Genomic DNA, 20,841 nt, shown 5'->3' with positions numbered 1-20,841 from the left:
TCCCGCCAAAACTCTAAGGATGTTATTTTTTCTGCAGGAATTTTTCTGCCGATCTCGCTGCGTAATATCCACCCATTCCATGAACGCCACCACCAGGAGGTGTAGAAGAGGAACCTATAAAAATTCTAGGATTTGAAGTTGCATATGGATTAGTGCTCGCTATTGGTCTGGTAAATAACTGACTAATATCCTGTTTGCCTCCATTGATATCACCTCCTATTAAATTAGAATTTAAAGCCTGCAGTTCGTCTGTCCTCATGGTTTTTTTTGCGATTATACTTTCTTTAAAACCTGGAGCTGCTCTCTCGATCTGGTTCTCAATATTTTGAGACACATCCTCAGTATTGCCATTCGGGACATGGCAGTAGGCCCAGGCAGTATGTTTTCCTGCCGGAGCTCTACTATAGTCGAATACTGAAGGTTGTGCAAGTAAAACGTAAGGCTCGCGGGCTAATCTATTTTCATGTGCCGATGCTTCTGAATCTTCCAAAGATTCTTTACTGTATCCAAAATGCACGGTTCCGGCTTTTTTGCAAATTTCGTTCGTGAAGGGGATAGGTTTGTCAAGTGCCCAATCCATCTTGAAGATCCCGGCTCCATAATTATATTTTTCCAATCTGCTTCTGTAAGTCTTGCTAAGATCGGTATTCTTGATTCTTAGGATTTGTTTTGGAGTGAGGTCCAGAATGAAAGTCTTGCTTGGAGGTAATTGTTCAAGATCGGTTACAGGTTGATTTAGAAATATCTTACCACCCTGATCTTTGTAGTAAGCAAGAAGCGAATCCACGATCTTAACTGCCCCGCCTTCAGGAAATGGCCAGCCGTGCCTATGCGCCAATATATTCAATACCAAACCGAAAGAGGAGGAGACCAGTTTAGAGAGAGGTAATGTGGAATGAGCAGCGGCACCATAAAAGAAGATTTTACTCTTTTCCTCCTTAAAGTAACGATCTACGGTAAATTTAGCTGATGGTAATGCCTTCAGACCAAATCTGAACATCATTTCCAGGTTCTGTGGTAGTCGTAATGGAGTAAGTAAATCTTCTTCCAGTTCTGACCATTTCTCAACAAAGTTTAAAAGTAGATCAAGATAGTTCTGTTCATCCTCTCCTAACTGCGCGGCAGTTTTACGAATATCCTTATAACAGCCAAAAGCGGTACCGTCTTCAAAAGGATGTGCAAAAGGAATTTCCGGATGTATCCATTTGAGTCCGTAATCTTCCAGAGGCAAAGTTTTAAAATAAGGAGATGCAAAGGCTAACGGATGCACAGCAGATCCAAGATCGTGCTTAAAACCGGGTAAGGTAATTTCCTCTGTTCTGGCCGCTCCGCCAGGTTTCTCTGCCTGTTCGAATATTGCCGTTCTGTAACCTTGCTTTTGAAGATAAGTGGCTGCAGCCAGCCCATTTGGACCACTTCCAACTATAATGACATCATATTCTTCGTTCATCAGGGTAGTTCGTTTTCATCTATATTTTCTAAATATTCTTTAAAAGTCTTTGTTCCGTAGGACTTCCCAATCATATCATGAGTGGTGATATACTTAAAATTTTCAAGTTTATGTTTAATATCTTCAGAAAACGATGATAATATAACACCTGCTTCAGCAATACTTTCGGGAACCTTTAGTGTCTTGGCATCAAATCTTTCAGCAATCATTTCAGCCATTTCCAACCGAGTATGAATTTCAGGACCGCCTACTTCAATTAGTTGATCACCATTTTTCAGTACTTCAGTAATGAATAGCGCAAGATCAGCCTGGTGCATGGAATTGGTTATTGCTTTTCCGTCGCCAATTACCGGAACCAGCTTTCTTTTCGCCATGATCCCCAAATCGTGCAGACCACTAAATAAACCTACTGGCCGAATGATCGTATATTCAAGACCTGAGCTATCTAAAGATTTCTCAAAAAGTCTGTTAGAGCCGGGAAGGCTCATTTTCTCATTTTCGTCTGCACCCAGAATCGAAACATATACAAATCTTTTGACTTGATTCTTTTCTGCATCTTCAAGAATCTTTTTATTGGTATACAGATCTGTTTGATAGAATGAGGAATCATTTTTAGTAAATAGACTCACACTATTCCCAAGTGCAGAAATTACAATATCAACATCTGCAGCAATACCGGTAAAGTCATCCTCGTTTCCCGCGATAAAAATGTCTGGACTATATTTTTTTAACTTTTCAGCTCCCTCACTGGAACTCGTTTGTAGCCTCAGCTCTATACCGTCGTCCTGACTCAATAACTTGCAAAGTTCCATGCCTAATACTCCAGAGGCTCCTGCAATTAATACCTTCTTCATGATTAGAATTCTTTTTGAAGAGAATTTAAGAACAAAATCACGGATTAAAGTAAACCGGAATTGGATTAACAGAAATTTAGTCTAATATAGAAAAGAAAAAACCCCGGTCATCACTCCGGGGTCATTCATCAATCAAAAAACGAACAGTTATTCTCATAACGGGTCATCACTCCCGTCACTAAACTGTTGTCATCTTAAATATTTTTAACCAAGATAGGTTTTTAAAATTTTACTTCTGGAAGTATGCTTTAATCTTCTAATAGCTTTTTCCTTGATCTGGCGTACTCTTTCTCTAGTAAGATCAAAAGTCTCGCCAATTTCTTCCAGAGTCATTGGATGTTGATCACCAAGTCCAAAATAAAGTCTGATCACATCAGCTTCACGCGGAGTAAGAGTTTCCAATGCACGCTCGATCTCAGTTCTAAGGGACTCATGTAGAAGTTCCTTGTCTGGATTTGGAGATTCACCTGAACGTAGTACGTCATACAGGTTGGAATCCTCACCCTCTACAAGCGGAGCATCCATGGATACGTGACGACCAGAATTCTTCATGGATTCCTTAACATCATTAATCGTCATATCCAATTCTTTCGCAATCTCTTCAGCACTTGGCGGACGCTCATGTGACTGTTCAAGGAAAGCAAAAGTTTTATTGATCTTGTTAATAGATCCAATTTTGTTCAAAGGAAGACGAACAATACGAGATTGCTCAGCTAATGCCTGCAGGATAGATTGACGAATCCACCAAACGGCGTAAGATATAAATTTGAAACCACGAGTTTCATCGAAACGTTTCGCAGCTTTTATAAGTCCTAAATTCCCTTCGTTAATAAGGTCAGGTAAGGTTAATCCCTGGTTTTGATATTGTTTGGCTACAGAAACAACAAAACGAAGGTTTGCTTTAGTTAATTTCTCCAGCGCGCGGTCATCTCCCGCTTTAATTCTTTGTGCCAGTTCCACTTCTTCATCAGCCGTGATCAGGTCCACTTTTCCAATTTCTTGCAAATACTTGTCTAACGAAGCGGTTTCACGATTGGTAACCTGCTTCGTAATCTTCAGTTGTCTCATCTATCTCTCTTGGATTTTAATTGTGCATAGGGTCTCTGTGTAGTTATACGTAAGAATTCCAAAAAATGTTACAAAAAGTTTTAAAATATTTTTCCGGGCGTTGCACTTCGTGCCGGGCTTTACGCTACTAGTCCTCGCTCCTTGCAGTCGCTGTGGGCTATTCGCTGCAATCCCTAACGCAAATTCTTACATAAAATAATTTTAGAAAAACCTTCGGGTAGGTCTGCAGGAAGTTGAAAGCCTTACAGTTTAGAAACAAAAAAGCCCGGAAAATCCGGGCTTTTTTTTTGATTAGAGAAAAACTATTCTTTGTCTTCTCTTGGTTTTCTATCGTCACGACGATCGTCTCTGCGATTATCACGGCCTCGGTTATCACGAGAACCACGATTATCTCTATCTCTGGATCCACGATTATCACGTTTGTCATCTCTTGGTGGTCTTGCCACATAACCTTCAGGTTTTTCAAGCAATGCCTTACGAGAAACTTTGTCTTTTCTAGTTTTAGGATCAAGACCGAAGTACTTCACATCGATCACATCACCCATTTTAAGAACATCGTTCACATCATTGGTGCGTTCCCATGCAAGCTCAGAGATATGAAGTAATACTTCATTTCCTGGCGCATCCATATATTCCACAACAGCTCCAAAATCGAGGATCTTGATCACTTTTACTTCATATACGCTACCTTTTTCAGGCTTGAAGGTAATAGATTCGATCTTAGCAAGAACCTTGTCAATTCCTTCCTGCTGAGTTCCTAGGATTTCAACAACACCTTCTTCTGTAACCGGATCTTCGTTAATAACGATCGTAGTTCCAGTTTCCTTCTGAAGTTCCTGTATCACTTTTCCACCTGGTCCAATCAATGCACCAATGTATTCGTTAGGAATTCTTCTGGTGATGATCTTAGGAGAGTGCGCTTTAACTTCAGTATTTGCAGTTGGAATAGTCTCAGAAAGTTTCTCCAGAATATGAAGTCTACCATCTCTAGCCTGTTTCAATGCAGCTACCAGGATTTCATAAGAAAGTCCTTTCACTTTGATATCCATCTGGCAAGCCGTAATACCGTCTACAGTACCTGTAACTTTAAAGTCCATATCACCAAGGTGATCTTCGTCTCCAAGAATATCAGAAAGTACTGCGTAGTCGTCACCTTCAGAAATTAATCCCATGGCGATTCCTGAAACTGGTTTCTTCAATTGAACACCAGCATCCATTAATGCCATTGTACCAGCACAAACTGTAGCCATAGAAGAAGAACCGTTAGATTCTAAAACTTCAGATACTACACGTACGGTATAAGGACAATCTGCTGGGATCATTCCCTTTAACGCTCTTTGAGCAAGATTCCCGTGACCAACCTCACGTCTGGAAGTACCTCTAATTGGGTATGCTTCTCCGGTTGAGAATGGAGGGAAGTTATAATGTAAATAGAAAGTCTCTTCTCCCTGTTGTGTTGGAAGATCTACCTGGTTAGCTTCTCTGGAAGTACCTAATGTTACTGTTGCCAGTGCCTGAGTTTCTCCACGAGTAAAGATCGCTGAACCGTGTGTAGATGGAAGGTAATCTACCTCACACCATATTGGTCTAATCTCGTCAGTTTTTCTACCGTCTAATCTGGTTCCTTCTTTTAAAGTAACGTCACGAACAGCTTTCTTCTGAGCATCGTTGAAGTAACCGGAGATCATTTTACCTTTTTCTTCTAACTCTTCTTCAGAGAACATCGCTTTTACTTCATCTTTTATTGCAGAAAAAGCTTCACTTCTCTCTTTTTTGCTGGTACCGCTTTTAGCGATATCATATGATTTTTGGTACGTAGCATCAAGAATTTTCTTCTCAATATCTGCATCTGTTGCAGCTACTTCGTATTCTCTTGGTTCTTTCTTTCCAAATGCTTCAGCAAGTTTTACCTGAGCCTCACACTGAATTTTGATCGCTTCATGTGCAAATTTAATCGCTTCAGCCATCTCTTCTTCAGAGCATTCGTCAAATTGTCCTTCTACCATCATTACAGAATCTGCAGAAGCTCCAACCATGATATCCATGTCTGCTTCAGAAAGTTTCTCCCTGCTTGGATTAAGAACGAACTCTCCATTAATTCTTGCTACTCGAGCTTCAGAAATAGGAGTTTCAAAAGGAATATCAGATAATTGGATAGCTGCAGAAGCTGCCAATCCTGCTAGTGCGTCTGGCATAACATCATCGTCATGAGACATTAGCTGGATCATTACCTGAGTTTCAAATTTGTAGTCTTTTGGGAATAGTGGACGTAATACACGGTCTACTAAACGCATTACTAAAATCTCTTCACTGCTTGGTCTAGCTTCTCTCTTGAAGTAGCCTCCAGGAAAAAGACCTGCAGCTGCAAATTTTTCACGGTAATCCAGTGTTAGTGGAAAGAAGTCCATGGTAGTAGGCTTGTAAGAAGATACTACAGTACATAGTAACATAGCTTTACCCATTTGAACGACAACAGAGCCGTGAGCCTGTTTTGCTAATTTTCCGGTTTCGAGGGAAATAGTTCTACCATCTCCTAAATCGATAACCTCCTTAAATGTTTGTGGAATCATAATAATTTCAAATTCGATCTGAATAACTTCAACCAGATCATTTTAGTTAAACAAAGGTCTCCGCCATCCGGACGGCCGGGTTGTGTGTTGTGTGTAGTTGTTGTGACCAATGAAAAACTACCCCCTGGGCGACAATTTTAAGCAACCTATAACAGGTTGTATCAAGATATAAAAAAAGGGGGCATAAAGCCCCCTGAAAATTATTTTCTTAGTCCAAGTTCCTTAATGATTGCACGATATCTCATGATATCCTTTTTCATTAAGTAATCAAGTAAGCTTCTTCTTTTACCAACAAGCTTTACTAGCGAACGCTCTGAATTAAAATCCTTACGGTTTTTCTTCAGGTGCTCAGATAGGTGAGCAATTCTGTAAGTAAATAATGCGATTTGTCCTTCTGCTGAACCGGTATCATTTTTTGATTTACCGTGTTTTTCGAAGATCTCTTCTTTTCTTTCTTTTGCTAGATACATTCCAATATTATTTAAATGATTTTTATGTATTGACAGCATTTCTGTCAGACGGCAAAGATATCATTTATTTTTTATTCCGTATGTATTAGGTTTTAAATTTATAGACTCAATCAAAATTCATATTTTTGCAAAGTGAAAATTGCATTTCCTCATAAAATTCTAATATCCCTGCTAGCTCTATTAGTGCTGGTAACTACTAATTCATTCGCTATTGAAAAGCATTTCTGTGGTGAGCGACTGGTTGATACTTCCGTTTTTGCTGAATTGGAGAAATGCCCAGGTTGTTTAGATGCTAAGGATAACATTCCTTCTGAATCTGGCTGTTGTAAGGATGTTGTTGATGTACTGGAAGGGCAGGACATTACAACAGTTAAAAAAATCGACGATCTGGATGTAAATCAACAGGTCTTTCTTGTTGCATTTGGCAACGCTTTCTTTTCACTCTTTCAACCGGAATCTATAAGCCCGGAAAATGCACTTCATTACGATCCACCTACTATTAGCTTTGACCTTCAGTCATGCTATCAGGTATATTTAATCTGAATTTAGATTTTTAATAGAATTATCACTTTCCGCAGAAAGACTGGCGGAGGGTACTTTAATTATTATCAAAAATCAAAATTCAATTGATGAAAATCATACAATCTCTCATATTATTACTACTCCCTGCGGTAATCTTTTCACAGGAAACTTTCAGTGGTAAAGTACAGGAACTGGGAACAGAAATGCCTGTTCCCGGAGCCAATGTGTACTGGCTAAATTCCGAAGTTGGAACCATAACCGACTTTAACGGTGAATTTTCAATTCCATATAAGAAAGAATACAATAAGCTGATCATTAGTTTTATGGGCTATAAATCAGATACTCTTAGTATAAAGAACAAACGGGATAATTTTATTCATGAACTAAGTCCTTCAGCAAACCTTGATGAAGTAGACCTGGTTTCTCGTAAAAAAGCGACATCTAGATCCTATCTGGAGTCTACGAATGTCATGAATATTAGCAGTGATGAACTTTTAAAAGCAGCTTGTTGTAACCTGTCTGAAAGTTTTGAAACCAATCCTTCTATAGACGTAAACTTTGCCGATGCCATTTCGGGAACCCGGCAAATAAAGATGCTGGGATTAACCAGTCCTTATATATTGATTGCTACCGAAAATATTCCGTCAGTAAGAGGAGCGGCTCAGGCTTACGGACTTTCCTTCACACCGGGAACTTGGGTGGAGAGTATTCAGATTACGAAAGGAGCGGGTAGTGTGATTAATGGTTATGAAAGTATTGCCGGCCAGATCAACGCAGAACTTCAGAAACCTGCAAATTCAGATAAACTATTTGTAAACCTTTATGGTGCCAGCAGTAAGCGCCTTGAACTTAACACTCATTATAATACTCAGCTGAATAAGAAGTGGAGTACCGGTATCTTTGTACACGGAAACTCGCAACAGGAAGAGCATGATGTCAATAACGACAACTTCCTGGACATGCCTATGTATAATCAGATCAATTTAATGAATCGCTGGCAATATATCGATAATGAGAACGGGATCGTAGCTTTTATGAATTTCCGCTATCTTAATGATGAGAAGCAAACCGGAGAGCTCGATTTTGATCCTGAAACAGATAAACTTACCACAAATGCCTGGGGAAGTGAGATCAATACACAGCGCTATGAGTTTTCAGGAAAACTAGGATATGTAAATCCAGATCTTCCATGGCAGAGTATTGGAATGCAATTAGCGGTGAGTAATCATAAGCAGGATTCCTATTTTGGTCTAAGAGTTTATGATATTGAGCAGAATAGCATTTATTCCAACATTATCTATAATAGTATTATTAGTGACTCCAGACATAAGATCAAAACTGGTCTTGATTTTACTCAGGATTCTTATAATGAGCTGGTAGAAGATACAGATTACGTTCGTAAAGATAATTCTGTAGGTGGTTTTTTCGAGTATAACTTTGACGATATGGACAAGCTTAATCTTACCGCAGGAGTGCGTGCAGATTATCATAACCGGCTTGGCTTCTTTCTTACTCCTAGAGTTCATGCGAGGTATCGACCATGGGCTAAATCGGCGTTGAGAGCATCATTTGGTCGTGGTAAACGTGCTGCTAATATATTTGCTGAAAATCAAAACCTATTCGCATCTTCCCGGGAGATCAATATTCAAAGAAGTTCCAGCGGAGATATTTATGGTTTGGATCCTGAGATCGCCTGGAATTACGGAATTTCATATATGCAGGGTTTCAATATTTTCAGTAGAAAAGCAGAGCTGATCTTTGATTATTATCGTACAGACTTTCAGAACCAGGTGGTCGTCGATTGGGAAAACCCACAGGAAATAAGTTTTTATAATCTGAAAGGAGATAGCTATGCTAACAGTTTTCAGGCTGAATTGAGCTACAATCCTGCAGAGCGCCTCGATCTAAGAATGGCTTATAAATTTTACGATGTAAAAACTAAGTACCAGACTGGAACTAAAATCAAACCTCTTATCCCAGAACATAGAGTCTTTGCGAATCTTTCTTATGAGACCGAAATAAAAAATAATAGTCAGTGGAAATTTGACGCTACCTATAATTGGCTGGGGGAACAACGATTTCCGTCTACAGCCACAAATCCGGAGGAGTTCCAGGTAGGAGAATATTCACCATCATTAAGTACAGTAAACGCACAAATAACCAGGGTTTTTTCAGGTAGATTCGAGGTTTATATCGGAGGAGAAAATATTACAAATGTTAGACAGGATCGACCAATTCTTGCTGCGGAAGATCCTTTTGGAGATTATTTTGACTCAACCCTTGTTTATGGTCCCGTTTTTGGTAATTTATACTATGCAGGTTTTAGATTTAAATTGAATTAAACAGAAGAATATGAAATATTTACTATTATTAATTTTTATGATAGGTTCTACCAGCATGTTTGCTCAGGATCGCAATGCAAAGGCATCTTTTCAAGTGGATGGTGTTTGTATGATGTGCAAGGATAGAATCGAGAAAGCAGGTATAACATCGAAGGGTGTGAAATTTGCCGATTGGAACTTAGAAACTCAGGAATTACAGTTGATCTTCAATGAAAATAAAACAGATCTTAAAACGATTCAAGGTAATATTTTAGAGGCTGGTCATGACCTTGATCACTTGAAAGCTACAGATGAAGCTTATGCTAAGCTTGATGATTGTTGCAAGTATCGTGATCCAGAAGTTAGAGAAGATCATGTTTCAGGAAAGATCGATTAATGCTGAAGTACAGAAACAAAAAAAAACGACCTGAGAAATCAGGTCGTTTTTTTGTTCTGTAAACTGAAATGTCTACCTATTTTCTCACTGGTTGATTCTGAATTAGATCAAGGTATAAATTCACCTTATTTTTTAATTCAGATCTATGTGTGATAAAGTCTAAAAACCCTTTTTCTTTAAGAAATTCTGAAGTCTGGAAATCCTTTGGAAGATCTTTACCGGTCGTATCCTTTACAACTCTTGGTCCTGCAAATCCTATTAGAGCTCCTGGTTCAGAAATATTAATATCTCCTAACATAGCGAAACTCGCCGTAGTTCCTCCAGTAGTAGGATCTGTAGCAAGGGATATATAAGGAATCTGTGCATTGGCAAGTTGCGCTAACTTCACTGAAGTCTTTGCAAGTTGCATCAAAGAAAGTGCAGCTTCCTGCATTCTGGCACCTCCAGACTTGGAAATGATCATAAACGGAATTTTATTCTGTAGTGCATAATCTGCTGCTCGAGCAATTTTTTCTCCTACAACAGAACCCATAGATCCACCAATGAATTTAAAATCCATACAAGCGATCACAAGGTCTTTTCCTTTTGATTTTCCAACAGCAGTTCGTACTGCATCTGTTAAACCAGTCTTTTCCTGCGCAGCTTTAAGTCTGTCTGTATATTTCTTAGTATCCTCAAAATTTAAAGGATCCTTGGAAGTAACATTCTTATCAAGTTCCTTGAAATTGTTGTCATCAAAGAGAATTTTGAAATACTCATTGCTACCAATTCTTACGTGGTATCCATCCTCCGGACTTACATAAAAATTGCTTTCCAATTGTTCAGCATCTACGATCTTCCCGGTTGGTGACTTGTACCACAAGCCTTTAGGGACATCTTTCTTATCTTCAGTAGGAGTTTGAATCCCTTTTTGTGTTCTTTTAAACCAAGCCATTTCTTTCAAATTTTAATCGTCAGGTTTGTCAAATTTATGGCAATAAAAAACAGTCTGATTCCGAAGAAAAAGACTGTTTTGAAAAATTATTTATAATGTATTTACGTTATTAAGGTCTTCAAAAGCTTTCTTTAAACGAGTCTTGAAAGTTAATTCACCCTCTCTAACCCATTTACGTGGATCGTAATATTTCTTGTTAGGTACATCGTCCCCATCAGGATTTCCAATTTGTGTAGCCAGGTAATCTTTTTTAGATCCCATGTAATCACGAATTCCTTCCAGGTATGCATATTGAAGATCGGTATCAATATTCATTTTGATCACACCATAACCAATAGCTTCACGAATTTCTTCTACTGTAGAACCACTTCCACCATGGAAAACGAAATCAATATGATTTTCTTCTACGTTATATTTTTTGGTGATATATGCCTGAGAATTCTTCAGGATCTTCGGAGTCAACTTCACATTTCCTGGTTTGTAAACACCGTGAACATTTCCAAAAGCTGCAGCAATAGTGAATTGATCACTCACTTTACTTAATTCTTCATAAGCATAAGCAACTTCTTCTGGCTGAGTATAAAGTTTGGAAGCATCAACATCAGAGTTGTCTACTCCATCTTCCTCACCACCTGTAATTCCAAGTTCGATCTCCAGAGTCATTCCCATTTTGGACATTCTCTCAAGATATTTTTTACAGATCTCCATGTTCTCTTCCAAAGGTTCTTCGGAAAGATCTATCATATGAGAACTGTATAGAGGTTTGCCAAATTGTTCGTAGTGTTTTTCACTGGCATCTAAAAGTCCGTCGATCCACGGAAGCAATTTTTTAGCACAGTGATCTGTATGCATGATCACTGGTACTCCGTAAAGCTTTGCCATTTCGTGCACATGCTTGGCACCAGCAACTCCACCGGCAATTGCAGCCTGTTCTCCTTCATTCGACAATCCTTTACCAGCGTTAAATTGCGCACCACCATTAGAAAATTGGATAATAACAGGGGAATTTAATTCAGCAGCCGTTTCCAGAACAGCATTCACACTACTTGATCCAATTACGTTTACAGCAGGAAGGGCAAAGCCTTTCTCTTTTGCATAATTAAAAATCTCCTGAACTTCTTTTCCAGTGGCAACGCCCGGTTTGATATTGTGACTCATAACTTTTAGTTGATTAGGTTCACAAAAATAAGAAAATAAACTGGCTTAGAAAGGATAATTGATTCCTACGTTGTAAACAGCATGGTTAAAATTATACTCCTGAAACCATCGATTTCCTTCAGGTTGTCCCGGATCGTGAGTTTTGAAGCCTATATCAAATCTTAAGACAAAAAAGTTAAAGTCATACCGAAGACCAAATCCACTACCAACAGCTAATTCTTCAAGATCTGAAAACTGCTCAAATACTACATCTTCTGAAGTTCTGGAGTCAAGAACGTTCCAGATATTTCCCACATCCACGAATAATGCACCTTTAAACTGGTCAAAAATCCTGAAGCGATATTCTCCGTTGAAGGCAAGTTTCAGGTTTGCTTCATTAAACTCTAAAATACTTCCGCTGCTACCTGGACCAAGATCGTATGCCTGCCACGCACGATTGTCATTAGGTCCACCAGCAAAGAATGTCTTGGTGATTGGAATATCATTTGCATTACCATAAGGTATGGCAATTCCTCCAAAAGCACGAACTGCAAATATCTGATCGTTCCCAAGATCCCAATGTTTGATGAAATCCAATTCAGTTTTGACATATTGGGAATATGCTACCCCTAAAACTTTCTCATTTCCCTGGTCATTTTCGGGATAATTAAAAACATTAGATAGTGCTGATAACACGTTTCCTGCAGTTTCCAGCTTAAATCGAAAACGCGAGAACTCCTTATCGTAAAGGCTTTCCCGTGTATTCCATAAATAAGTATAACTGGAAGCGAAGATCAGGTTATTTTGAGTAAGTCTCAGCTTACGTTCGTAAATGTCCAGTGTATTCAAGTAGTCTTCATTCTCCAAACCTGTATTGGGTCTGTCTTCGTTGATGACGTAATCTATAAATCCATCGGCTTCTTCAGGAATTTGCAGATCACTTCCAGGAGTGCTGAAGTTAAAATTACTTCGCTGCGCAATAGAATTTAATTCTTCAAATGAATTCCGATATACATTGAAGTAGTTTTCAGTATTTAAATTTCTAACGTATTGGATATTGAGTAAATCGAGGCTGTTAGTAAGCTGTTTGGATGGATTCCAGTTATAATTCAGAATCCCTGAAAATGTTTGCTTATCCAGACCAATATTTCTCTGGGAACTAAACCCAAGACTCATACTGGTAAAAGGTGCCATGTATTTCTTAATAAGCCTTTCCGTATCTATAGGTAAAAATATCCTCGGAAGGGTTAATTTCAAATCGGCACCAACTTCAGTAATATCGAAAAAACGGTCTTTATCTGCACTTGCTGCCGCATCTGTAGAAGAAGCTATACTACCGCGACCAGATAATTCAAGGTTCTCCAGTCCGCCAAAAATATTCCTGATCAGGAATGAACCTCCAAATCCAATTCCGAATTTCTGAATATTACTTTGAGAAACATCAAAATCGAAACCAAGCGAATACTTTGGAAGCGGACTTAGAAATATATTAGAGATCAGTTTTGTGTTAGTGCTATCTGAAGGATCTGGAGTATACTGAATATTGGGATACTTAAAAACTCGCAGTGAATTTAGTCTGTTATAGGTTCTTGTTCGGTCAAGATCACGATAGATCATACCGGGTCTTATAAAAACAGCATCGGTGACAGCTTCTGGCTTATACCGCATTTCTTCAAAACTAAACAGCTCATACCGTCGATAAGTAGCACTGTCCAAAATTGGCATATTTCGGTTAGCGAAACTATAATCCGTAAAGATCTTTACTTTACTTATCGTGTGGATTTTAAAAGGGGTTCTAGTTATACTGTCTCCTATGTTATTCCGCTCATTCTTGATGATTAGAGTAGTGTTTAGCTTATGGTTTGTATCGACAGTATCTGCGTCGAAACTAATATATTCCTGGTCAAAATTATACACTCCATTATTTCTGAAAAGGTCTGATAATCTATCTCTTTCTTCGTTGAAATCTAAAGTATTGTACTGCGTACCGGCTATGATCTCACTTTCAGATTTATTAGACTGGTAAAGACTATCCAGAGCTGGTGAAGCAATTTCTGTAGTAAGCGAGTCTAGCGTGTAAGGCTTTCCAGGTTTGACATAGTATTCTACTTTAGCCCGTTTATCTTTATTTTCTATAGGCAACACCTTGTAGTCTGCTTCCACATTGAACCATCCATTATTCCAGTACCAGGATTTCAACCTGTTAACTGATTTATCTGCCTGCTCTTTATTTAGAACTACAGGTGCTTCTCCAGTTCTTTTGATCCACTGGTTAAACTCTTTTTTGGAATATATATATTGATCAAATTGTTTTTTGGATAGTATTGCTGTAAGACGTTTTCTTCTGGATTCGTTCTCAAGAAATTTCTCTGTAAGGATGTTGTCAATTTCAGGTCGTGCTAAATTGTAGAAATGCAGTCTAAGCGGAAAACCTAATAGTTTGGTATTAGGCTCCTGGTAAAGCTGATTCTTAATTCGAGAATCCTTGACTAGTTCGTCATTGGCAAAGATTTCGTTTTTAACCAATAGATTTTCATCGGCTTCTAATCTTTTTACAGCATTACAGCTAAGGATAAGAACAGTCGTTAAAAAAAATAATAATATTTTTGCGAGAAGCCGTGTCAAGTATAATCGATTAGGGCTCAAAAATACATTTTTTGTATGGTAAGCAAAAGCCAGATTAAGTTAATAAAAAGTCTTTCTCAAAAAAAGCACAGGCTTCGTGAAAAGCTATTTATCGTTGAAGGAATTAAAGGTGTAAAGGAGTTTTTAAGATCTGATTTTGAGTTATATGCTTTGTTTGGCTCAGGTAATTTAGAAGAGGTTAACGAGCTCGATTTCTTTGAGGCGAACTCAACCGATTTGGCCAAGATAAGTTCCCTGACTACGGCTCCGGATTATCTTGCAGTTTTTAGAATGCGAGAAGACTTACCGGTAGCAGAAAATGGATTGAAGGTTGTTTTGGATGGTGTTCGAGACCCTGGAAATCTGGGGACGATCATTAGGCTTTGCGATTGGTTCGGGATCACAGATCTTATATGTTCCAGAGATACTGTAGGCTGTTTTAATTCCAAAGTAGTACAGGCCAGTATGGGTTCTTTGTCGCGTATTAATATTGTATATACAGACTTGCATGAATTCATTTCTGAAAAACAATCTATCCCCATATATGGAACGCTTTTAGAAGGGTCCGATATTTATCAAAGTGCGTTAGACTCAGAAAGTTTTGTCATCTTCGGAAATGAGGCAAATGGTATTTCTTCTGAAATTCAGAAATTAGTCAATCATAAGATAAGTATTCCGCAATATGGGGAGGAACAAAATACTGAAAGTCTTAATGTTGCAACGGCAACGGCTATTACCCTCGCTGAATTCCGAAGACAGGAGTCTATTGGAAAGTGAAGTTGATAAAAACTGCTCTTGAGGACATAGAGTCTACATTACCAGTATATATGCTATTAGGGTCTTCGTCCCTTACTAATTCGTCATTAATAGCGAAAACTCCTCTAATTGAAGGTGTTAGTTTGAAGTAATATAAATATAAATCTATACCGAATCCAATCTCATAATAATACGTATTAGTTTTCATGCGGAATTGCCCAGCAGAATTGTCATCAGGATTATTCTCATTGCTACTTAGATTTATCGAAGTAGAAAGACCACCGGTCACAAAAGGCCTGAAGTTATTAAGCCTGTTAGCGTTGAACTTTAGCAAGAGTGGTATATGAACATAAGTAGCGCTTATTTCTCTGTATGTATTTTCATCTGCTTTCAGAGCCTGAAAATCTCTGGTATTGAAATTTACACCAGGTTCTAACCTAAGATCTAAATTCTCTGTTAGCTTCAAATTTCCAACTAATCCTACGTTAAAACCAGTTCTAGTTCCAATTCTAAAATCCTGACCTGTTACGGGATTTGAATTGTAATCGATGTAGTCAAAATCAAAATCATAGCTATTAAAGCCTAGAAAATAACCCCATGACCATCGAGCGATATCAATATTAGGTTGGTTTACCACGCTCTCACCTGAAAATAACTGGGCAAAAGATGCATTTGAAATGAATAGAAAAAGGGCAATTATAAAAAATTTCTTCATGTATCTACTTTGAAGCAATGTATATGGTGGAGACTCCCAGAGTTTGAGGTAAGTCTCTCACATTAGTAAACCCGGTTTTCGACAAAATATTGTTGAACTCCTTACCATATGGAAAACTTGCAGCACTTTCGCTTAGGTAGGAGTAGGCATCCTTGTCCTTCGAAAATAACTTTCCTATAGCCGGTAGTATCATGGATGAATATATCTTATAGCCTTGTTTAAATGGAAATCTTGTTGGAACTGAGGTTTCCAGAACCACGAAAATACCACCAGGCTTTAATACACGAAATATTTCTGATAGTCCGAGTTCTAGGTTTTCAAAATTTCGAACCCCAAAGGCCACAGTAATTGCATCAAAACTATCAGCTTCAAATGGTAAATTTTCAGAATCCCCCTGAATCATTTCGATTTCAACATCCAACTCTTTAGCGGCTATCTTTTTTCGACCTACACTTAACATTCCGTCAGATAGATCAAGACCAACAATTCTGTTCGCCCCAGTATTCGCCATTTGAATAGCCAGATCGCCAGTTCCAGTAGCAATATCAAGAATACTATCAGGATTTGTGGCAGCAACTGCAGCAACAACCTTTTTTCGCCAGCTTACATCGGTTCCCATAGAAATAACCCTGTTTAGCCCATCATAGTTGTCAGATATATTGTCGAACATTTGTTCTACCTGCTTTTTTTTGGTGAGCTGCGAGTCTTTATATGGAGTCACTTTCTTACTCATAGGTGAAATTTGCTTCAAAGATAACTGATATGTGGAAAATAAAGGATATTAGCCGATTATTTATCTCTGAAAAGAGATTTTTCCTTTCTGCAAAATAACTTAACTTTGTTTTCACAATTTGAAGCTGTTATATGAAAATAATTATCGCCGGCGCAGGTGAAGTAGGATTTCATTTAGCTAAATTACTTTCCTTTGAATCTCAGGATATTACGCTAATTGACCCAAATAGAGATAATCTTGCTTATGCTGATACTCACCTGGATATTAGGACTATTAAAGGCGATGCCAGTTCCATCAGAATATTAAAAGATGCGCAGGTGAAACATACAGATATGGTAATTAGTGTGACCTCAAGTGAAGCAACTAATATTACCGTATGTGTACTGGCCAAGCAGCTTGGAGCGAAAAGAACGATCGCCAGAATTTCAAATACCGAATATCTCGAAAATCAGGGAGAACTAGGATTCACCCGTTTCGGCATAGATGAACTTATTTCTCCGGAAGCTCTAGCTTCGCGTGAAATTGAATTGCTTCTGAATCAGTCGGCGTTCAATGATAGCTACGAATTTGAGGAGGGCGCACTAACTATGATCGGTGTGAGTTTGTCCAGAACTGCGACCTTTGTAGGAAAGACAGTAAAGGAAGCAGCCAAAATATTTCCAGAATTAAATTTTGTTCCAATTGCAATTCAGAGATTTGGAACTCAATATACGTTGATACCAAGAGGAGATACACAATTTAAAGATGGCGATCAGGTTTATTTTATCACCTTAAAAAATGGTGTTGAGGAATTATACAAACTTACCGGGAAAGTCCGTCAGGATATTAAGAATATAATGGTTCTTGGGGGTAGTAAGATTGGTAGAAAAACTGCACAGGATCTTTGTCGTAACAATTTTCACGTTAAGTTGGTAGAGAAAGATCGTGAAAAGGCATATGAACTGGCAGATGAACTTCCAAATGTTTTGATTATCAACGGCGATGGTCGTAATGTTGAATTACTTGAAGAAGAAAACATTCATGATATGGATGCTTTTATTGCGGTGACCGGAAATTCAGAGACTAATATCATGTCCTGCCTTGTAGCTAAATCTAAGAGTGTTAAAAAAACCATCTCTTTGGTCGAGAATATGGATTATTTTCAGCTAAGTCACTCTATTGGAATTGATACACTAATTAATAAAAAACTACTGGCGGCAAATAATATTTTCCGTTATGTAAGAAAAGGTGAGGTTGTAGCGATGACCAAGCTGAATAATATGAATGCCGAACTTCTGGAGTTTATAGTAAAACCGAATTCCCAGGTTTCTAATAAAAAGATCAAGGATCTGGATTTCCCACGTTCAGCAATTATTGGCGGAATTATTCGCGATGGCAAAGGTTTGATCGCTTTAGGTGACTTTCTAATCAAACCCGGAGACAGAATTGTGGTTTGTTGTTTACCGAGATCTATTAACAAAGTAGAAAAACTTTTCCTCTAATGCCCAGATTGAATTATCAGATAATTCTTCATGTGATGGGATTATTGCTGCTGTGCAATGGCGGCTTTATGCTTTTAGCAACCCTTGTAAGCTACATTTATGATGACGGCGTAACTCTTGAAATTTCAACTGCTGCTCTTGTAACATTATTTACGGGGACCTTGCTCATGTTCACTACCCGTGGGCATAGTAAGGAAGTAAAGAAAAGAGAAGGTTATATTATTGTAACTTTTGGATGGATCTTTATGGCCTTAAGTGGTAGTCTCCCTTACCTCATTAGTGAGTCTATACCAACTTTTACAAATGCGTTTTTCGAAACTATGTCTGGATACACCACTACCGGTGCCTCCATTCTTAATGATATCGAAGCGATTCCAAAGGGTATTCTATTCTGGAGAAGTCTGACTCATTGGATTGGCGGAATGGGAATTATCGTTTTAGCCATTGCGATCCTGCCATTGCTTGGAATAGGAGGGATGCAGCTATTCTCTGCTGAGTCCCCTGGTCCAAGCGCAGATAAATTGAAGCCGCGTATTACAGATACCGCCAAGCGTCTATGGCTCATTTATGTTTCATATACGGTTGCGGAAACTATACTATTATGGGTAGCTGGAATGACCTTTTTTGATGCCATTAATCATGCCTTCAGCACACTATCTACAGGAGGTTTCTCAACCAAGAACGCAAGTTTAGCTTACTGGAACGATAACCCTGTAATTCAGTATATCATCATAATCTTCATGTTGCTGGCGGGTAGTAACTTTGTATTGAGTTACTTTGCTTTTAAAGGTCAGGTGCAAAAAATTCTGCATGATGATGAGTTTAAATGGTATATGTTTTTCATCTTTGGATTTACGGCAATTTCAGCACTGGTGGTTTATTTTCAGGCAGATGTTGCAATTTCAAGTATCGAGCATCCAATGGTTTGGGGTGAAGCTGAAAGTGCCTTCAGGCATTCTCTGTTCCAGGTTCTAACCGTGATCACCACAACCGGGTTTGTTTCTGCCGATTATACGATGTGGACGCCTTTTCTAACTATTCTCTATTTCGGATTGTTCTTCCTGGGTGGTTCCGCAGGGAGTACCGCTGGGGGAGTGAAAGTAATGCGTCATATTATCATGATCAAGAACGGGATCATAGAATTTAAAAGAACCTTACACCCCAATGCGATACTTCCGGTACGATTCAATGGGAAGTCGATTAGTAAGGAGATCGTTTTTAATATTCTGGGCTTTTTTATATTGTATATGCTATCCTTTATCATTGGAGCCGTAGTATTTGCAGGAATGGGACTGGATTTTCAAACGGCTATTGGAGGTGCTGCATCTTCATTAGGAAATATAGGCCCAGCTTTTGGAGGTTTAAGTCCCGTAAACAATTTTGACATATTATCAGATTTTGGAAAATGGTGGTCCGCTTTTTTAATGCTCATAGGTAGACTGGAACTATTTACTGTGCTTATCATATTAACGCCATTCTTCTGGCGTAACAGATAATCTGAATTTATAGAACAAAAAAAACCGGCCTTGGCCGGTTTTTTTTGTTTTGTTCATAACTGCAATTATGATAATACTTCTTTTATTCTTTTAATAGCTTCTTCGATCTGACTTTCACTTGCAGCGTATGAAATACGAATACAATCAGGATTTCCAAAAGCTTCACCAGTTACTGTGGCAACATTCGCTTTTTCTAATAATAACATCGAAAAGTCACTTGCATTTTCAACTTTAGTACCATCGATAGTCTTTCCGAAGAAGGCCGAAATATTTGGAAACACATAAAACGCACCCTCAGGTTCGGTAGTAACAAATCCGTCGATCTCATTCAAATGATCAATAATGAGCTTTCTTCTTGACTTAAAAGTATCGATCATATGGCTAATCTTGCTCACCGGAGCTTCCAGAGCAGTGATCACCGCACGCTGCGCAATACAGTTCGCACCACTGGTAATTTGTCCCTGCATTTTATTACAGGCTCGAGCGATGTAAGCCGGAGCTCCAATATACCCGATTCTCCATCCGGTCATGGCGAATGCTTTTGAAACACCGTTCACAGTCACAGTTCGGTCATACATATCTTCGAATTGAGCCATGGAAGCATGATCACCTACAAAATTAATATGCTCGTAGATCTCATCGCTAACCACCACTATATCCGGATATTTTTTAAGTACATCTGCAAGTGCTCTTAATTCTTCTTTGCTGTAAACCATTCCACTTGGGTTACACGGAGAGCTATACCAGATCATCTTAGTTTTAGGAGTGATGGATGCTTCAAGTTGTTCTGGAGTGATCTTAAAATTGGTTTCCACACTGGTTGGAACTTCCACTGGAACACCTTCTGCAAGTTTTACAATTTCAGCATAACTTACCCAGTAAGGGCAGGGTAGAAGTACCTCGTCTCCAGGATTAAGAACAACCATGGCTACATTGGCCAGTGATTGCTTGGCACCGGTAGAGACAACAATCTGTGAGCGATCATAGGTAAGATCATTATCTCTTTTAAATTTAGAGATAATAGCATCCTTTAATTCAACATAACCATCGACCGGCGTATAGGAATTGTAATTGTCATTAATGGCCTGAATTGCGGCATCCTTAATGAAATCTGGAGTATTAAAATCTGGTTCTCCAAGACTTAATCCAATAATATCCTTCCCTTCAGCTTTCAATTCTCTGGCTTTCGCTGCCATTGCGAGCGTTTGGGATGTTGCCATCGCATTAATTCGGTTCGATAGTTTTTCCTGCATGTCTTTAATTTTTTAATGATTCTGAAAATGCTCCTTTATTTCAATGTAGCATCAGCTTC

Annotated in this window: 17 protein-coding genes; 6 read left to right on the top strand and 11 right to left on the bottom strand. The window is 38.6% G+C overall.

Features of this window, described 5'->3' with window-relative positions:
* Nucleotides 1-22: 22 nt before the first annotated feature.
* From ABVM50_RS01015 to rpsO, 5 genes are all read right to left on the bottom strand, one after another.
* Nucleotides 23-1,450, bottom strand: coding sequence for a phytoene desaturase family protein (locus ABVM50_RS01015; protein WP_405199577.1), 1,428 nt, complete (start codon nt 1,448-1,450; stop codon nt 23-25).
* Nucleotides 1,450-2,304 (bottom strand): NAD(P)H-binding protein, encoded by an 855-nt coding sequence (locus ABVM50_RS01010; RefSeq protein ID WP_405199576.1) that lies wholly within the window; start codon nt 2,302-2,304, stop codon nt 1,450-1,452. Before ABVM50_RS01010 ends, ABVM50_RS01015 begins: the two co-directional genes overlap by 1 nt.
* 204 nt (nt 2,305-2,508) lie before the next feature.
* Entirely contained in the window at nt 2,509-3,372 is an 864-nt protein-coding gene (locus ABVM50_RS01005; RefSeq protein WP_011708302.1) for an RNA polymerase sigma factor RpoD/SigA, read from the bottom strand.
* A 302-nt stretch (nt 3,373-3,674) separates the two neighbouring features.
* On the bottom strand, nt 3,675-5,942 hold the full coding sequence (locus ABVM50_RS01000; RefSeq protein ID WP_405199575.1) for a polyribonucleotide nucleotidyltransferase: 2,268 nt from the start codon (nt 5,940-5,942) through the stop codon (nt 3,675-3,677).
* 200 nt (nt 5,943-6,142) lie between these two features.
* Complete coding sequence (rpsO, locus tag ABVM50_RS00995; RefSeq protein ID WP_141878553.1) at nt 6,143-6,412, bottom strand: 30S ribosomal protein S15; 270 nt, start codon at nt 6,410-6,412, stop codon at nt 6,143-6,145.
* A gap of 132 nt (nt 6,413-6,544) precedes the next feature.
* On the opposite strand from rpsO, the gene ABVM50_RS00990 reads away from it, so the two are divergent.
* From ABVM50_RS00990 to ABVM50_RS00980, 3 genes are all read left to right on the top strand, one after another.
* Nucleotides 6,545-6,955 (top strand): HYC_CC_PP family protein, encoded by a 411-nt coding sequence (locus ABVM50_RS00990; RefSeq protein ID WP_405199574.1) that lies wholly within the window; start codon nt 6,545-6,547, stop codon nt 6,953-6,955.
* 86 nt (nt 6,956-7,041) lie between these two features.
* On the top strand, nt 7,042-9,276 hold the full coding sequence (locus ABVM50_RS00985) for a TonB-dependent receptor (RefSeq protein WP_405199573.1): 2,235 nt from the start codon (nt 7,042-7,044) through the stop codon (nt 9,274-9,276).
* A gap of 10 nt (nt 9,277-9,286) precedes the next feature.
* Entirely contained in the window at nt 9,287-9,652 is a 366-nt protein-coding gene (locus ABVM50_RS00980; protein ID WP_405199572.1) for a heavy-metal-associated domain-containing protein, read from the top strand.
* Between the two features lie 76 nt (nt 9,653-9,728).
* Here ABVM50_RS00980 and accD read toward each other — a convergent pair whose 3' ends face one another.
* The 3 genes from accD to ABVM50_RS00965 all read right to left on the bottom strand — a co-directional run bounded on the left by accD (nt 9,729) and on the right by ABVM50_RS00965 (nt 14,249).
* Entirely contained in the window at nt 9,729-10,586 is an 858-nt protein-coding gene (accD, locus tag ABVM50_RS00975; RefSeq protein ID WP_405199571.1) for an acetyl-CoA carboxylase, carboxyltransferase subunit beta, read from the bottom strand.
* A gap of 90 nt (nt 10,587-10,676) precedes the next feature.
* Nucleotides 10,677-11,744 (bottom strand): class II fructose-bisphosphate aldolase, encoded by a 1,068-nt coding sequence (gene fbaA / locus ABVM50_RS00970; RefSeq protein ID WP_141878548.1) that lies wholly within the window; start codon nt 11,742-11,744, stop codon nt 10,677-10,679.
* A 45-nt stretch (nt 11,745-11,789) separates the two neighbouring features.
* Nucleotides 11,790-14,249 carry a BamA/TamA family outer membrane protein gene (locus ABVM50_RS00965; RefSeq protein ID WP_405199570.1) on the bottom strand — a complete coding sequence of 820 codons (2,460 nt, stop codon included), beginning with the start codon at nt 14,247-14,249 and terminating at the stop codon, nt 11,790-11,792.
* A gap of 135 nt (nt 14,250-14,384) precedes the next feature.
* On the opposite strand from ABVM50_RS00965, the gene ABVM50_RS00960 reads away from it, so the two are divergent.
* Nucleotides 14,385-15,125: a TrmH family RNA methyltransferase gene (locus ABVM50_RS00960; protein ID WP_405199569.1), complete on the top strand. Its 741-nt coding sequence runs from the start codon at nt 14,385-14,387 to the stop codon at nt 15,123-15,125.
* Here the strand turns inward: ABVM50_RS00960 and ABVM50_RS00955 are convergent.
* A complete protein-coding gene (locus tag ABVM50_RS00955) occupies nt 15,112-15,819 on the bottom strand; it encodes a porin family protein (protein ID WP_405199568.1) in 708 nt (235 codons plus the stop codon). The genes ABVM50_RS00960 and ABVM50_RS00955 overlap by 14 nt on opposite strands.
* A 4-nt stretch (nt 15,820-15,823) precedes the next feature.
* Nucleotides 15,824-16,552, bottom strand: a complete 729-nt coding sequence (gene ubiE / locus ABVM50_RS00950; RefSeq protein ID WP_405199567.1) for a bifunctional demethylmenaquinone methyltransferase/2-methoxy-6-polyprenyl-1,4-benzoquinol methylase UbiE — start codon at nt 16,550-16,552, stop codon at nt 15,824-15,826.
* A gap of 131 nt (nt 16,553-16,683) precedes the next feature.
* On the opposite strand from ubiE, the gene trkA reads away from it, so the two are divergent.
* Both trkA and ABVM50_RS00940 read left to right on the top strand, forming a co-directional pair.
* A complete protein-coding gene (gene trkA, locus ABVM50_RS00945) occupies nt 16,684-18,033 on the top strand; it encodes a Trk system potassium transporter TrkA (RefSeq protein WP_405199566.1) in 1,350 nt (449 codons plus the stop codon).
* Nucleotides 18,033-19,529, top strand: a complete 1,497-nt coding sequence (locus ABVM50_RS00940) for a TrkH family potassium uptake protein (RefSeq protein WP_405199565.1) — start codon at nt 18,033-18,035, stop codon at nt 19,527-19,529. Before trkA ends, ABVM50_RS00940 begins: the two co-directional genes overlap by 1 nt.
* Before the next feature lie 65 nt (nt 19,530-19,594).
* Here the strand turns inward: ABVM50_RS00940 and ABVM50_RS00935 are convergent, their stop codons facing one another.
* A complete protein-coding gene (locus ABVM50_RS00935; protein ID WP_405199564.1) occupies nt 19,595-20,782 on the bottom strand; it encodes a pyridoxal phosphate-dependent aminotransferase in 1,188 nt (395 codons plus the stop codon).
* Nucleotides 20,783-20,841: the final 59 nt, after the last annotated feature.

Origin of the sequence: Christiangramia sp. LLG6405-1, from assembly GCF_045055805.1 — a bacterium.
In the GTDB taxonomy this organism is placed as follows: Bacteria; Bacteroidota; Bacteroidia; order Flavobacteriales; family Flavobacteriaceae; genus Christiangramia.
The sequence above is the reverse complement of the archived record's forward strand: the minus strand, read 5'-3'. Positions and strand labels throughout refer to the sequence as shown.